At 42.9% G+C, this 16,703-nt stretch carries 12 protein-coding genes; 10 read left to right on the forward strand and 2 right to left on the reverse strand.

The genetic code is table 11. The annotated features are described in order from the left end of the window. Positions 1-8: 8 nt before the first annotated feature. From D3P12_RS07670 to D3P12_RS07685, 4 genes are all read left to right on the forward strand, one after another. Positions 9-956, forward strand: a complete 948-nt coding sequence (locus tag D3P12_RS07670) for a homoserine kinase (RefSeq protein WP_245977412.1) — start codon at positions 9-11, stop codon at positions 954-956. A 14-nt stretch (positions 957-970) separates the two neighbouring features. Continuing rightward, positions 971-2,275, forward strand: a complete 1,305-nt coding sequence (thrC, locus tag D3P12_RS07675) for a threonine synthase (RefSeq protein ID WP_118194427.1) — start codon at positions 971-973, stop codon at positions 2,273-2,275. 47 nt (positions 2,276-2,322) lie between these two features. Further along, positions 2,323-3,549, forward strand: a complete 1,227-nt coding sequence (locus D3P12_RS07680; RefSeq protein ID WP_118194428.1) for an MFS transporter — start codon at positions 2,323-2,325, stop codon at positions 3,547-3,549. 88 nt (positions 3,550-3,637) lie between these two features. Next, positions 3,638-4,252: an HAD family hydrolase gene (locus D3P12_RS07685; protein WP_118194429.1), complete on the forward strand. Its 615-nt coding sequence runs from the start codon at positions 3,638-3,640 to the stop codon at positions 4,250-4,252. Here the strand turns inward: D3P12_RS07685 and D3P12_RS07690 are convergent. Next, positions 4,249-6,330 (reverse strand): TonB-dependent receptor, encoded by a 2,082-nt coding sequence (locus D3P12_RS07690; RefSeq protein ID WP_245977413.1) that lies wholly within the window; start codon positions 6,328-6,330, stop codon positions 4,249-4,251. The genes D3P12_RS07685 and D3P12_RS07690 overlap by 4 nt on opposite strands. A gap of 80 nt (positions 6,331-6,410) precedes the next feature. Between D3P12_RS07690 and D3P12_RS07695 the strand changes: the two genes are divergently transcribed. Further along, a complete protein-coding gene (locus D3P12_RS07695) occupies positions 6,411-7,292 on the forward strand; it encodes a TIGR02757 family protein (protein ID WP_118194430.1) in 882 nt (293 codons plus the stop codon). Between the two features lie 79 nt (positions 7,293-7,371). On the opposite strand, the gene lpdA is transcribed toward D3P12_RS07695, so the two are convergent. Next, on the reverse strand, positions 7,372-8,760 hold the full coding sequence (gene lpdA, locus D3P12_RS07700; protein ID WP_118194431.1) for a dihydrolipoyl dehydrogenase: 1,389 nt from the start codon (positions 8,758-8,760) through the stop codon (positions 7,372-7,374). Between the two features lie 239 nt (positions 8,761-8,999). Here lpdA and D3P12_RS07705 point away from each other — a divergent pair, with 239 nt between their 5' ends. The 5 genes from D3P12_RS07705 (at position 9,000) to D3P12_RS07725 (ending at position 16,641) form a co-directional block, all read left to right on the forward strand. After that, positions 9,000-12,326 (forward strand): TonB-dependent receptor, encoded by a 3,327-nt coding sequence (locus D3P12_RS07705; RefSeq protein WP_118194432.1) that lies wholly within the window; start codon positions 9,000-9,002, stop codon positions 12,324-12,326. A gap of 133 nt (positions 12,327-12,459) precedes the next feature. Then, the gene (locus D3P12_RS07710; protein WP_118194433.1) at positions 12,460-13,356 is read left to right on the forward strand and encodes an SDR family oxidoreductase; all 897 of its coding nucleotides are present in this window, start codon (positions 12,460-12,462) and stop codon (positions 13,354-13,356) included. An 8-nt stretch (positions 13,357-13,364) separates the two neighbouring features. After that, on the forward strand, positions 13,365-14,531 hold the full coding sequence (locus D3P12_RS07715) for a glycosyltransferase family 4 protein (protein WP_118194434.1): 1,167 nt from the start codon (positions 13,365-13,367) through the stop codon (positions 14,529-14,531). Between the two features lie 9 nt (positions 14,532-14,540). Further along, positions 14,541-15,494, forward strand: coding sequence for a lysylphosphatidylglycerol synthase transmembrane domain-containing protein (locus tag D3P12_RS07720; RefSeq protein WP_118194435.1), 954 nt, complete (start codon positions 14,541-14,543; stop codon positions 15,492-15,494). Beyond that, positions 15,469-16,641: a glycosyltransferase family 4 protein gene (locus D3P12_RS07725; RefSeq protein ID WP_157970288.1), complete on the forward strand. Its 1,173-nt coding sequence runs from the start codon at positions 15,469-15,471 to the stop codon at positions 16,639-16,641. Before D3P12_RS07720 ends, D3P12_RS07725 begins: the two co-directional genes overlap by 26 nt. Positions 16,642-16,703: the final 62 nt, after the last annotated feature.

Raw genomic sequence — 16,703 nt, forward strand, 5'->3', positions numbered from 1 at the left:
TAGAATTCATGAAAAATGTGGAAAGCAAGCAGGAGGTAAAAGTATTTGCTCCTGCCACCGTTGCAAACGTTATTTGCGGTTACGATATCTTAGGTTTTGCTTTAGATAAGCCGGGTGATGAAGTCGTAATGAGACGAAAAGAAACTCCGGGGGTGCAAATTGTAAACATCGAAGGAGATGATGGATTGCTTCCCTGGGAAGCTGAAAAAAACACGGTGTCGGCATCTGTTCAAAACTACCTGGCTCAGATTGGGCAACCTGATTTGGGGGTAGAGATCGAACTGTATAAGCAAATGCCGATAGGAAGTGGACTGGGGTCAAGCGCTGCCAGCACTGTAGCGGGGCTTTTCGCGATCAACCAATTACTTGGGGAGCAACTTACACAAAAAGAGCTTTTGCCTTTGGCATTGAAAGGTGAGGAGCTGGCTTGCGGCTATCCGCATGCTGATAATGTAACGCCTGCATTATTGGGGGGCTTTACCTTGATCCGGAGCTCGGATCCGCTCGACGTAGTACATCTACCTGTGCCGTCTGAGTTGCATTGCGCAGTTGTTTTCCCACACGTCGATGTTCCCACACGAGCAGCACGTGAAATGATTCGGAAAAACGTACCTTTAAAAGACGCGGTGAAACAATGGGGAAATATTGCCGGACTCGTTAGTGGTCTTTTTATGAATGATTATAACCTCATTGCAAGAAGTATGGAAGACGTACTGATCGAACCAACACGAGCCATCCTTATTCCCGAATTTTATGAGATGCGTAAAATAGCAATGGAAGTCGGGGCGTTGAGTTTTGGGATATCCGGTTCCGGCCCTTCTGTCTTTTCCTTTGCAAGGAGTCCTGAGTTAGCTGCTGAAATTGCAGAAGCTATTAAATCTCACCTGAAAAAAAATGATATCGACTGTAATACCTACATTTCCTCGGTTAATACCCTAGGGCCAAAAGTGCTTTAAAACTAAAATTCAAAATGAAATTCTATAGTACCAATAATAAACAACTGTCCGTTTCTTTTAAAGATGCAGTTTTTAACAGTTTGCCCAGGGATAGAGGCTTATATATGCCATTATCTATACCAAAGCTTAATCCAAATTTTATTGACAATATTCATGCGTTAAGCTTTCAGGAGTTAGCGTTAGAAGTGGCGAGAGCAATTATTGAAGATGATATCCCCTCCGATGATTTAAAGAAGATTGTTGACGATACATTAAGTTTTGATGCCCCGGTAGTAAAGTTAGGGGATGGTAGCTATGTCCTTGAGCTTTTTCATGGTCCTTCGCTAGCCTTCAAAGACTTTGGAGCTCGTTTTATGAGTCGGATCATGGCTTATTTCTCTCAAAAAAACGATGTCACTTTAGACGTGCTTGTTGCAACATCCGGTGATACCGGAGGGGCGGTAGCTTTAGGATTTGATGGCGTGCCGAATACACGGGTCACCATTTTATATCCCAAAGGAAAGGTAAGTCCGGTTCAGGAGCTTCAATTATGTACCAATGGGGGGAATATTCAGGCTATCGAGGTAGATGGAACATTTGATGACTGTCAAGATCTTGTTAAAAAGGCTTTTAACGATGATGACATAAATAAAAAATTAACATTAACATCTGCCAACTCAATCAATATTTCGAGATTGATTCCGCAAAGTTTTTATTACTTTAACGCATATAGACAGCTTTTACAGGAGGGTGAGAAGGACATCGTGTTCGTTGTTCCCAGCGGAAATTTTGGTAACCTGACGGCCGGTTTGTTTGCTTATAAAATGGGCTTACCTGTAAAACATTTTGTCGCCGCCACCAACGCCAATGATGTAGTGCCTCGTTTTCTCAATGGACAATCGTACGAACCCCAAGCAGCGATCCAGACGATATCTAATGCGATGGACGTGGGCAATCCTAGTAACTGGAGTCGCATTTTAGATCTATTTGGTAATGATGTTGATGAGCTCAAGAAACTGATTACAGCCTATTCTTTTAATGATGACGAAACCCATGTGGCGATCGAGCAGATTTATCAAAAAGACAATTACATTGCCTGTCCTCATACCGCTGTTGCATGGCTGGCTGCTCAGCGATATCGATCAGAGCAGCCGAGCGATGACGCTATCGTTTCTTTATCTACAGCGCATCCCTGTAAGTTCCCTGACGTGTTTCCAGAAACGATACGCGATAATATTGAAATTCCCGACACAGTTAACGCCTTGAAAAATAAGGATCAAAATAAGGTAAAATTAAGTAACAGTTATGATGATTTTAAAGCCTTTCTGATGACATATTAGGATAAAGCTCAATTGTTGGTTACTTTTGCGACCTATCAATCTATTTCATGAAAACGAAATCTATAAGCGGTTACCAGGGTGCTAACCAAACAGTTTATCCTATTCTGTTCGCCATTAGCTTTTCGCACCTTCTCAATGATACGATCCAGTCGCTTATTCCGTCGATTTATCCGCTGATTAAGGACGATTTCTCGCTGAGTTTTTCTCAGATCGGCATGATAACCCTGGTTTTCCAGATGTCGTCATCGCTTTTCCAACCGGTTGTCGGAAATTTAACTGATCGCCGACCCTTTCCCTACGCGCTACCGATCGGAATGGCTCTCAGTCTCTGTGGGTTGGTGATGCTTGCCTTTGCTGGAAGCTTTCATCTGGTATTGCTTTCCGTTGCCTTTATTGGTCTAGGTTCATCTGTTTTCCATCCAGAAGCGTCGAGGATGGCTCATGCTGCATCCGGAGGGAAGAGAGGTCTCGCTCAATCTATTTTCCAGGTCGGAGGCAATACTGGCAGTTCCTTAGGCCCTTTACTTGCGGCCGTAATTGTGGCGCCTTTCGGTAAATTCAATGTCATTTACTTCTCCGTAGCTGCCCTCATTGCAATTATCGTATTGTACAGAATAGGCTCATGGTATAGACCAAAGGCGCTACGAGCACAGGTGTTGAAACGGAGAAAGGTACCTGCAGAAAAGTCCATATACCCCCAAAGTACAATCATAACCTCGGTTATTATACTGCTTGTACTTATCTTCTCGAAATATTTCTACTTTGCAAGCATTACGAGCTATTTCACGTTTTACTTGATCGATAAGTTTGACGTATCTGTGCCGTCGTCCCAGATCCATTTGTTTATGTTTCTGTTTGCGGTTGCAGCAGGAACGATGGTTGGGGGGCCGGTAGGTGACCGGATTGGAAGGAAATACGTTATCTGGGCTTCGATATTAGGTGCTGCTCCTTTTACATTGCTGATGCCTTATGCTAATCTTTTTTGGACGGCTGTTCTGTCCGTGATTATTGGATTTGTAATCGCTTCCGCTTTTTCGGCGATCCTGGTATATGCGCAGGAGTTGCTTCCCGGAAAGATCGGATTGGTATCAGGCTTATTCTTCGGCTTCGCTTTTGGCATGGGAGGGATCGGTTCGGCACTGCTAGGAAAGCTGGCAGATGAGACCAGTATTTCCTACGTTTATCATATCTGTTCTTTCCTTCCTTTGCTCGGTTTTATTGCTGTATTTTTACCTGATCACAAAAGGATTAAAAAGAAGAATATGGATAAATAATAAATTTATATAATTTTAATATAATATCTGATTATTAATGTTTTGTAAATTGATATAGAAAAAATCTATAGGGTAAAAACTAGAAAAAATGACAAAAAGTTCTGCAAAAAAGCTTGAAATTTTAACACAGAGAACAGAAGGAAAATACGATGCATTTTTATATGATTGCGATGGCACATTGGCTAACAATATGCCCTTGCATAAAGCGGCCTATGTCAAAGCAGCCTCTAAGTATAATATCGAACTTGACCCAAATTTGATTGATGAACTTGCAGGCTGGCCAACAGTGAAAGTAGCTGAAGAGATCAACCGTCGTTATGCGACCAACCTTGATCCGGTCACTTTCGGTAAAGAAAAATCTCTCCTTTATGTTAGTGAGTTTATATCCCAGACCGAGCCTATTGATTATGTCGTGGATCATCTCAAGAATCACGTCGGTAAAATTAAAATAGCTGTAGTCTCTGGAGGAAGTCGGAGTACTGTAGAGAAAACCCTGACCACCTTGGGTATCTTGCCTTACATCGAGCTTTTGGTATGTGCTGGGGAAACACCAAAAGGGAAGCCATTTCCAGATCCATTCTTACGTGCTGCTGAGCTTCTAGAGGTTAATCCATCACGTTGCATTGTCTTTGAAGACGGGGATCCGGGTGTTCAAGCAGCCGAAGCAGCCGGTATGGATTGGATACGTGTTGATCAGATTTAAATTCTAACCTTAGCGCCGAAAGAGAAGTTCGCGAGTGGTGCTGCGTTGAAGTAGCGACCACCAAATGCGTTGATGTCATTGCCCAGACTATATTTCTCATTCAGAATATTGTTGGCACTGAAAAAGATGTTTAACCCAACGCGATTGATGCGTGTCGTGTAATCGATCTTCGCCTGCAAAAGATTAAAGCTGTCAGCGAATACATCATTTGCATCGTTTAAAGGAATAGATGAAGTATAGGTATGTTGAACATTGATGCCTAAGTTTTTAGGTAATCGTGCATAAAGGTTATTAACCACAATGGTAGAAGGTACACCCGTTAATTTATTTCCCGAATAATCATTGCCGTCATTAACGTAGTCTCCGAAGTTGAACTTGCTAAAAGTTAGATTTGAGCCTAACTGTATTGCTCGAAAAAAACGTTGATGATCGGTTTCCCATAGTGTCGAATGCAGTGATAACTCCAATCCTCTTTGGTTAACAGAACCGGCGTTTAAGAAATATTCTGCTCCATTTTCTCTTGATTGACGAACCAAGCCGTCTTCCATGCGGTAGTAGAAAATGCCTGCGTCCGCTTGCATCCATTCATTGTACCATCGGAGTCCGGTTTCGTAGTTCCATCCGGTTTCGGCTACCAGATCCGTATTGATAATCCGGTCGGACGGTCTAACTTCTGCTGTGGTAGGCGGCGAATAGCCACGGCCTGCTGAAGCCCGCCAGCTTAATTCGTTGCTTAACACATAAGAAAGAGCCAACCTCGGCATCCACTCTCCTTTGAAAGCTATTTTAGAAAAGTCGGTCTCTTCATCCGGATATAGTCCTTTGAACGAATAATGATAGTAGTTTAGACTGTTAGCTAGTTCGACGAACAGTTTTTTCTTCCAGTCAGCCGTAAAACGCGCGAAGTAAAAATACTGACCAGAGCGGAAGGCATCACCTGATTGTTCATCGCCCTGGATCCCCCCGTTATTGTCATAATTCTTTATACTGGCGTGATTTTTTTGCCATTCTGCCCCTGCACTAAGTAACCAGGATAGATCACGATTCTGTTTGTTTTGGAAATTGAAATAGATCCTAAAACCATAGTTCTTTTCAATCCTAAATTCATAATTGGTTATAAACGGGTTTTCAAAGTCGGTATACGTTCCAAATATACTGACTACATGGCTTAAGCGATTACTGATTTTTGCATCGTGTACCAACCCTCCAAATAGGGTTTTATTGTAAATGCCTGCTTTCTGTTCGGCTGCACCCGGATTAGGGCCTGCCGCTTTTCTTGCGGACCTAGGGTTCTCATCATATTGTTCTTGGTTCAATCCTCCAGGAGTCAGATAGTGCATGTCAGAGTAGAAACCCAATAGTCGGATTTCATTCGTGGGGATGTAGTTGTAACGGTGAACCGTCTGCAAAAAATGTCGGCTCATGGCACTGTTTTCACGGTAACCATCAGCAGATAAGTAGGCATGATTGAAACTAAAGCGATATTTGTCGTCAGGTTGATAGCGTACCCCAACCTGTTCTTGAAATAATCCATACGATCCTGCTGTTACACTGGCCTTTGCCTCATTCGTATGCCTGCCAGAACCATAAGGTGACAGTAAAACAACGCCGCCTGAATTAGCGCCAAATAAACTACCGTCTGGTCCTTTTAGCACGTTAATTTCAGAGATGCTAGCCGCATCGATCAGATTTAAATAAGTATTCCCTCCGGCATCGGTAAGAGGGATTTCGTCATAATAAACCTTTACATTTCTCACACCAAAAGGAGAGCGCAATAAACTGCCCCGAACAGAAAGTCGGTAACTGCCTGGTGATCGTTCTTCCATCCGCACACCAGGAATGGTATTCAAACTCGGTAGTAAACTGGTTTGATCGTGTAAATTCAATTGTAAGCTATCAAGATGGCCTACAGAGGTTGTAAGCCGAAACAGAGGCTGTTCCTGCAGATAGGCCCTGACAGACACCGCTTTTAAGTTTTGCGTACTGTCTCCTGAATAAACCTGAGCGTAACTGAATAAAGAACAATATGATAAAATAACGGTAAATGCTAAGAATGGAAGGAAGTTTGTTTTAGTCACTGTGGATTGTCTTTAAGCTTTCATTTCAAAAGCTTTAAAGATACGTATTATCAGCGGCAATTTATTCTTAACTTAGAACCATGGGCTTAAAATTCAATAACATTACTGATATAAAATCCTTTCTGGATGATAAGGTGGAACAATACAACCAGCCAAAGTTTATTGAGGATGATCCGATTGTCATCCCTCATCAGTTTTCTGCGCAGCAGGATATTGAGTTAATGGGCTTTTTCGCTTCAATCTTGGCATGGGGGCTGCGTAAGACGATTATCAGCAAATGTCATGAATTGATTGACCGCATGGACGGCCGGCCTTATCAGTTTGTTGTTGAACACAAACAAAGTGACCTGAAAGCACTTCTTGGTTTTAAGCACCGTACCTTTAATGATACTGATCTTTTGCATTTTATTCGCTTTTTCAAACACCATTACAATCATTACAATTCTTTAGAAGATGCTTTTATTCCGCGTGTACCAGATGGGGAATTCAGAGAAGAGTTTTTAGAGTTCCAATCGGGTGACGAGATCGTTGTTGAAAGCTCTTCTGCTTGTTTTCAAAATAAGTTAAGGAGAGGACCCGTATCCGTCGAAGAAGCGTTGAACCATTTTAAAACGTATTTCTTCAATTTGGAAGATTCGCCCGCACGTACAAAGAAACATATCAGCTCACCGTTGCAAAACTCCACCTGTAAGCGCTTGAACATGTTTTTGCGCTGGATGGTGCGTCGCGATGATAAGGGTGTTGACTTTGGTATTTGGAGTAAAATTAAGCCGAACGCGCTCATCTGTCCTTGTGACGTCCATGTCGACCGTGTTGCCCGGAAGCTTGGTCTTATCGAGCGTAAACAAACCGACTGGAAGACCGCAGTGGAATTGACGGAGAACTTAAAATCGTTTGATCCGGACGATCCCGTTAAATATGATTTTGCTTTATTCGGTTTAGGCGTCGAAAAGGCGATGTAAAAATTTAAAATTAGTAATGAATAAATAAGGGCCGATGATTTTCAAATCATCGGCCCTTAATATTACGATTACTTTCAACTTACAGGTGAATCACCTCCCCATAAGCATCCGCAGTAGCTTCCATAATAGCTTCACTCATCGTTGGGTGAGGATGAACCGCTTTCAATATCTCATGACCAGTAGTTTCCAATTTACGGGCAACAACCGCCTCTGCAATCATTTCCGTCACATTAGCACCGATCATATGAGCGCCTAATAGTTCACCGTATTTAGCATCATAAATCATTTTGATAAAACCATCTTTTGCGCCGGCAGCACTTGCTTTTCCGGAAGCAGAGAAAGGAAACTTACCGATTTTTAATTCGTAACCCGCTTCTTTAGCAGCCTTTTCAGTCAAACCAACGGAAGCTACTTCCGGCGAGCAGTAGGTACATCCTGGAATATTGCTATAATTGATCGGTTCTACATCCATTCCTGCTATTTTTTCGACACAAGTGATACCTTCGGCAGATGCAACGTGTGCTAACGCCTGACCTTTTACAATGTCTCCGATTGCATAAACGCCGTCAATATTGGTTTTGTAGAAATCATCTACCACAACATGGCCCTTCTCAGTTTTGACTCCTACTTCTTCTAATCCCAAGTTTTCGATGTTTGGTGTAATCCCTACCGCTGATAATACGACTGTAGCTTCAAGCTCTTGCGTACCTTTCGAGTTTTTAACCGAAACTTTGTTCGTAGAACCTGATTGTTTCACAGCAGTTACTTCTGAGCTGGTCATTATCTTGATTCCCGCTTTTTTCAAGCTTTTCTCCAATTGTTTTGAAACATCTTCATCCTCAACCGGGACAATTCTGTCCATAAATTCAACAATTGTTACCTTTGTGCCGATAGCGTTATAAAAATAAGCAAATTCAACACCGATTGCTCCGGACCCCACCACGATAATAGATTCCGGTTGTTTTTCCAGGTTCATCGCCTGGCGGTATCCGATTACATTTTTGCCATCTTGCTTCAAGTTCGGAAGCTCGCGTGAGCGTGCCCCGGTTGCCAAGATCGTATGTTTTGCTGTATATTCTTTTGCTGAACCATCTTTGTCCTTTACAGAGATTTTTCCTCCCTTTTTGATGGTTGCAGTGCCCATGATCACATCAATCTTGTTCTTTTTCATCAGGAACTGGATTCCCTTGCTCATACCTTCAGCTACACCACGGCTCCGTTTCACCACAGCTGAAAAATCTACTTTACCACCATCCACTTGGATACCATAGTCTTCCGCATGATTAAGGTATTCGAAAACCTGTGCGCTCTTCAATAATGCTTTGGTTGGGATACATCCCCAGTTTAAGCAAATACCACCTAAGGCTTCGCGTTCAATAATAGCCGTTTTGAAACCTAGTTGAGATGCTCTGATTGCTGCTACATAGCCGCCGGGGCCACTTCCAATAACAATGATGTCGTAATTCATATTTTTAAATGTTAGCGTTCTTAATTTTAACCATCATGAAGGTTCGCTCTTCAGCTACAAACTTACATAAATTTTTAGTTTTGATTTAATAGTTACAAGAACTTGTTTTCGAGACTTTGTCTTCTCGGTTTCAATTATTTAACGATAAGATAATATTATTAATAGAAAAATAATCTATTCGTAACGCCATGGAAAAAGAGGGAATCTATGTTTGTAGAAACAATTAAACTCACTTGAATATGAAGAAGTTTCTACTTTTTTTCTTAATGCTACTAAGCAGCGCTACACTCTATGCGCAGGTTACAACGAGTAGCCTTACAGGAACGGTTCTGGAACCGAATGGCGAAAGCGCCATCGGAACCAGCGTGAAAGCTACCCACGTACCCAGCGGTACAAGCTATTCTACTGTTGTTAACGAAACCGGGAGGTTCAATATCCCGAACATGCGGGTTGGCGGGCCGTATATTGTTGAAATGAGCTATATCGGTTACCAAACCTCTACTTTTGAAAACATCACTTTATTGCTGGGACAGCCTTTTGTGATCAATGCTACCTTAGCAGAAGGAGGAACGGAATTGACTGAAGTTGTAATCATGGGTCAAACAGGTTCTAAACTAAACACCAACAGAACAGGTGCTAGTACAAACATCAGTACCGATGCATTAGAAACCTTGCCGACCATCAGTCGCAGTCTAACAGATTTTACCAGATTGACACCTCAGTCATCAGGAACATCTTTTGCCGGAAGAGACGGACGTTATAATAACTTGCAAATCGACGGGTCCAACTTCAACAATGGTTTTGGTCTGAGTGACGCGCCGCTTCCAGGTGGTAACTCACAACCGATATCTTTAGATGCGATTGAAGAAGTTCAGGTAAACATTGCGCCTTTTGATATTCGTCAGAGCGGATTTACAGGCGCTGGAATCAATGCCGTTACCCGGAGCGGTACCAATACCTTCACCGGATCGGTTTACGGCTATTATAACAATGAAAGCTTTCAGGGTAATAAAATTAATGATATTGAATTAGATGAAAGCGAAGATGCTGCCACCAAAAACTATGGTTTCCGCTTAGGTGGTTCGATTATCAAAAACAAGCTGTTTTTCTTCGTAAACGCCGAGCGGGTTGAAGAGACGGGTGCAAATGCCTCTGGGGCGAACCTTTGGAGAGCCTCTGAGAACGGAGTTGCAGACCCCGATCGTAATATCGCACGTACAAGTATCGCTGATTTAACCGCAGTGAGGGATCACTTAATTAACCAATGGGGCTACGATCCGGGACGTTATGAGGGTTATGCGAACGATGCAAAGCAGCATAGTACGAAGTTCTTAGCACGTATCGACTGGAACATCAATGATATTCACAAGCTGGCTGTACGCTATAATCAGGTTGTGGGTATTTCAAATGCCTTGACCAATGCGTCTTCAGGCCCATCACCCCGATCGAGTACAGGGCGCGTAAGCTCTAACTCCATTTCTTTTGAGAACTCAAATTATGGAATGGAAAATACCGTACGGTCGATCACAGCTGAACTGTCAAGTAATTTCAGTCCGAGTCTTTCCAATCAGTTTTTAGCGACCTACAGTAAAATACAAGACAAAAGAACATCCAACAGCGATGTTTTCCCAATGGTTGATATCTGGGATGGAAGTGCTACCGGAACCAATTACATGACTTTTGGTTATGAATTATTTACTTATAATAACGACGTAGTCAATGATAACTACTCATTTGTGAACAACCTTACTTTTGTTACTGGTGATCATACCATCACAGGTGGGGCAGCCTTTGAAATACAAAAATTTGGTAATGCCTACGTGCGCATGGGAACCTCGTATTACCGTTACGAGTCCGTAGAAGATTTTCTTTCTACCGGCGGGCCCAATGAAGTGGCACCGATCATGTTTGGGGTAACCTATCCGTATGAAGGTATGGATCCTTATAGCCGTGTAAACTTCGGACAGGCATCTTTATATGTTCAAGATCGTTATGCAGTGAATGATCGACTAGATATTACAGCCGGATTGCGTGCAGAGTTGCCTATTTATTTGAATGATTTAACACCAAATCAGGGAATCAACAACATGGAGTTACTTGGTTCAGACGGGAACCCTAAAAACTACGATTCCGGAAATTGGCCAAAATCACGTATCATGCTTTCCCCTCGTATTGGCTTTAACTATGATGTCGAGGGTGATCGCAGTCTGATTCTCCGAGGCGGAACAGGAATCTTTACTGGCCGTATCCCGTTTGTTTGGTTAACCAACATGCCTACCAATGCCGGTGTTATCCAAAACAATGTTGAACCTCAAAGCTATGATCAAGTAGCTGGTTGGATTGGCGGGATTCGCTTCAATCCAGACCCTTATCACTGGGTGAACAATCCAGTTCCCGGTTCGGAAGGTGTATTTATCAAAAACCCATCAGGAGGTAATCCAAGTTCATTCGCTTTAGTCGATGATGAATTCAAAATGCCGAAAGTATGGAGAACTAGTTTCGGTGTTGATTATCAGATCCCCAATACGCCATTGACTGCGGTAGCCGATCTTTTATATACAAGAGACATTAATGCAGTCTATCAGTTTGGCGCGAACCGTGCCACCAATGTTGCGAAAATGAGCTATGCGCCTGGAGACGAGAGAGATTTTTATACAACGGACAATGTCGCTTATAATGATGCTATCGGTGCTAACAACGCTACTATCTTAACCAATACGAAAGAAAAAGGTCATTCATACAGTGCAACTGTCGGTCTGACTTTACCTCAACGAACGGCTGGATTTACTGGAGGTATTTACTATACTCATTCCGGCGCTAAAGAGGTTTCTGGAAATCCCGGCTCGAATGCTTCTTCTGCTTGGGTGGGAAGTCCATCGATTAACAACCCGAACGAACAATTATTGTATCAGTCAGCCTATGCGCTTCCACATCGTGTAAATGCTAATATTTCCTATGCGGTTGAGTACCTGAACCATTTGGCAACTACGTTCTCGATTTTCTATAACGGATCGCATCAGGGAAGGTTCTCATATCAGTATAACTCTGATTTTAATGGTGACGGGATCGCAGCAGATTTGATTTTCTTACCGCAAAACACATCCGATATCACCTTTGTAGATATTACAAACGATGATGGCGTTCTGTTTACTGCAGCTGAACAGGCCGCGGCATTTGACGCTTATATCGCTAAAAATGATCTAGAACAATACAGAGGAGAATATTTGAAAAGGAATGATTTCCTGTTGCCTTGGTTAAACCGTTTTGATGTGCGCATCGCACAGGAAATCATGGCACCGGTTGCGGGTCGCAGACATTCGCTGGAGATCAGTCTGGATATTTTGAACTTTGGTAATCTTTTAAACAAGGAATGGGGTGTTCAGAAAACATTGAATAATGCACAACGCTTATTGAGCCCGGCGAGCATCAGTGCTACGAACCCAACGTTTAGAATGATGACCGTTTCCGAGGGAAGTCAAGTGATCTTACCTGAAACTCCTTTCCGCGACGTGGTTTCTTATAATTCAACCTGGAAAATGCAGTTGGGTCTTCGTTACTCATTCTAACGATCTGAGTTTGTCTAAACACTAGAATTTTCAAAAGTATCATGCCCGTACACGGAATCGTCTATTTTTTAAACAAAAGCGGACGATTCCGTGTTTTTATAAAACATCCAGGAGTATTTAAAATCAATGTGTTATGAAAAAAGAGGCAACAAAAAAGGAAGCTAAGAAAAAAGAGATCAAGGCAAAAAAGGCACCAAAAGGTCAGGTTCAAAAAGATCAACCGGGTGATGAATATAAAATGGACCCCCGTCCAGAATCTACTCCTGATGATCCGGCAGCCGGTAGGCTCGAGGGGAAGGTTGCTATTATTTCCGGGGGTGACAGTGGTATCGGTCGCGCGGTTGCGTTAGCCTTTGTAGCAGAAGGTGCTTCGGTTGTTCTCGCTTATCTCGATGAAAAAAAGGATGCGGAAGAAACCAAAAAGCTGGTTGGAAAAGCCGGAGGCGACTGTTTGCTGATATCAGCCGATGTTACTGAGGTAAAATCCTGTGAAAAGATTATAGCTAAGACCATTGACCGCTTTAAGAAAATCGATATTTTAGTCAACAACGCTGCGGTTCAATATCCTCAGAACTCGCTGGCAGATATTACAGATGAGCAACTGGACAAAACCTTTAAGACGAATATCCTTTCGTACTTTTATTTGACAAGAGCAGCTTTGCCATATCTGAAAAAAGGGGCGAGTATTATCAACACAACCTCGGTTACCGCATACAGAGGTAGCGGGCATTTGATCGACTATGCATCTACCAAGGGTGCAATCGTCGGGTTTACACGTTCGTTGGCCACCAATCTGGCGAAGAAAGGCATACGGGTAAACGGAGTGGCGCCGGGACCTATCTGGACACCGTTAATCCCTTCCAGCTTTACGAAAAAGCAAGTAGCTGAATTTGGTAAGGACGTACCGCTGGGTCGTCCGGGACAGCCTAACGAGGTAGCCCCGTCATACGTTTTTCTGGCTTCTGATGACGCGAGCTATATGACCGGTCAAATAATCCATCCGAATGGTGGCGAAATTATAAATGGCTAATCTATCGAATGAGAAAAATTAAAGTGGCTTTTTTTGCCGAAATCCTGATCGATGATTTCGATGGTGCCTCGCGAACCATGTTTCAATTGATCAACCGCATTCCTAACGAGGAGTTTGATTTCCTGTTTATTTATGGAAAAGGATCTGAGGAAATTGCCAATCAAGCTTGTTTTAAGGTGCCGATACTGGATCTGCCGATGAACGCAGGTTATACGATGGCATTGCCCTCTATGGCGAAAGCGAAATTAAAAAAGCGACTTGCCAGTTTTTCACCCGATGTCGTTCACATAGCAACACCCTCCCTTTTAGGAGCATTTGCATTAAAATACGCCCGGCAACATGCTTTGCCCGTTATCAGTATCTATCATACTCATTTTGTATCTTATGTCGCTTATTATTTAAGGCGCCTGCCATTTTTAATTGAGCCTGTCAAGCATTTTCTTACCGACAATCAGCGGAACTTTTACAATCGCTGCGATCTGGTATATGTTCCGGCTCAAAGTATCAAGACAGAACTTCAAGACTTTGGAATTTTACAGTCGAAAATGAAGTTATGGCAACGAGGGATCGATACGGAGCTTTTTTCTCCGAAGCACCGCGACAAACTCTATTTGGAAAAACTAACTGGAAATCAGCATCCGACTATTCTTTTTGTAAGTCGCCTCGTTTGGGAAAAGAATCTCGAGACCCTATTTCGCATTTATGAACTCATTCAAAAGTGCGGGCGTCAGGTTAACCTGGTAATCGGCGGTGATGGAGCTGCCAGACAGGCTTGCATCGAACATATGCCTGAAGCAATATTTACAGGAAAAGTCAACCATCAGCAGCTGGCAACATTGTATGCAAGCGCAGATGTTTTTTTGTTTCCGTCTGTTTCTGAAGCCTACGGCAATGTAGTACTTGAGGCCATGGCATCCGGACTGCCCTGTGTTATTGCTGATGGCGGGGGTTCAAAAGACTTTGTTCAGAATGGGGTGAACGGATTTAAATGCAATCCGTACGATGAACATGATTATCTGAAAAAAATATTATTAGTTTTGCAAGATGATGAGCTAAGGGGAATGTTTTCCCTTGCCGGCCTTAAATATAGTCATCGACTTAGTTGGGATCAGCTTGCTGAAGTTTATTTTAATGATCTTCAAAGTTTGACTGCTTCTTCAAAGATGGCAATATAAGCACATACTATGAAGAAGTGGTTAACCATTATTATTACGATTGGCATCCTCGTATCGTTGTACTTTTTTCTACAAGCGACCGATATGAATCAAGTGATGAAATCAGTTTCACACGTAGGATACCGCTTTGTTGTGTTGATTCTTGTCACCGGAATAGCCTATCTCCTTGGCACATTAAGCTGGCAATATTGCCTTGGCGATAAGCATCGGGCGGTTTCATTGGGTAGATTATACTTGATCAGGCATGTAGGGGAGACCTTCACACTCTTTAATCCCGCAAGTGTCGTCGGGGGTGATTCGCTTAAGGCCGTGATGCTGAGCAAGTATGGTATAGATTCAAAGCGTGCAGCCGCATCTGTACTCTTATCACGCCTTATGATGATGGCCAGTCAGCTCACTCTTTTTCTCTCTTCCTTTGTCGCCATGATGATTCAACTACCTATGTTGAAGGTTTTTGACGCCAATCTGCAAACTTCAGCGATCTCTCCTTTTCTGGCGGCCAAATCAAAATCATTGCGAGTGAAAGTAATGAATTTCGTTCGCGAAGTTCCCCCTCTTATCCGGGAGAATAGAAAATTTATGTGGCTATCGGTTTTGTTTGCGGTTCTGCATTGGATTTTTGGGGCACTGGAGTTTTATTTCATTCTCAAGTTTCTGAACATTGACATCACCATCGTACAGGCCCTGGTGATCGATCTCGGAGTTGTTTTTTTTAAAACAGCCGGTGCATTTGTTCCCGGGCAGATAGGTTTTGAAGAGTATGGCAATAAAATCATGCTGTCGATAGTGGGCGTCAGCAGTGCGGAGGTATGGGTAACGGCATCAATTTTAAGGAGGGCGCGTCAACTGGTGTGGATCGGGCTGGGTGTTGCTTTTTATTTTATATTCTTCAGTAAGAAGCAACAGCCTGAGGAGGAGCCCGAATTAATAGAAGAAAGTGGAAATACTATTTATAAGCCATAAATATCCCCCGGCGGTGGGTGGCATGGAGAAACAAAGCTTTGAGCTGATCAACGGCATGAAAGCTTTGGCAAAGGTTCATTCCATTGTATATGACGGAACCGGGAGTCGTTTTCATTTTTTTCGGACGTTGAATCGACAAATTCTTCGGAAAATAGAGAGTCACCCCGATATCTCGATCATTCACTACAACGATGGTCTTTTGGCAGCCTTTAGTTTACTTCACCGTGGCTACGGGCACATCAAGCGAACTGCGACATTCCATGGTCTGGATGTGGTGTTTCCAAGTTCGTTTTATCAGAAATTAATCATTCCAAAATTCAATAGCTTTGAGCGGATCATTGCGGTAAGCCGGGCGACAGCCCAGGCTTGTATCGAAAGGGGAATTCAAGCAGCCAAGGTCGTAGTTATCAACAATGGAGTAGATGACCCTTTGCCCTCCAACCTTAGTCGTGAGCAGCTGGATAAGCTATTGCTTGCACGTTACGGGTTAAACGCCGTCAATCGAAAAGTTCTGATATGCATGGGACGGGCTGTCAAAAGAAAGGGCTTTTCTTGGTTTATCAAAGAGGTCATGCCGGAGATGCCCGAAGGTGTTCTTCTGTTGATGGTTGGCCCGCTTTCCCGTCAAAAGAGAGATCCCTGGTATATTCGCTATGCCCCTCGTTTTGTCCGCCAGAAGTTAGAACTCTTTCTCGGCTATCCGTCTGATGAATCGCATATCGATGAATTGATTGCCAGACCTGAATTTCATAAGCAAGTTATTCGTTTGGGGACATTACCTGACAATGAGGTTCAGGCGCTCTTCGTTCATTCAGAGGCTTTTATTATGCCGAATATTGAAGTAAAAGGGGATATGGAAGGCTTCGGGCTGGTTTGTCTGGAGGCTGCCATATGTGGGGCACATGTGCTGGCTTCGGCTAGTGGTGGAATTACCGATGCGATTATTCACCAAAAAAATGGCGAACTGATTGAATCCGGCAATTCGGGAGCATGGATTGAAAAGCTGCTCGCCATCCTTAACCGCCCAACGGATGCTAAGTTAGCTGCAACAGGTATTAGCGACTTTACACGATCAAACTTCACTTGGTCGAAAATGTGCGCCGGATATGGTAAGGAGTTTCAATTATTAGTGTCAAAAAACAAATAGATAATGTAATTATTAGTTAACTCATGGTTAATAATAAAGGCGTAATCTAGCGGAAATTTAAT

Source organism: Pedobacter indicus, from assembly GCF_003449035.1.
GTDB classification, from domain to species: Bacteria; Bacteroidota; Bacteroidia; order Sphingobacteriales; family Sphingobacteriaceae; genus Albibacterium; species Albibacterium indicum.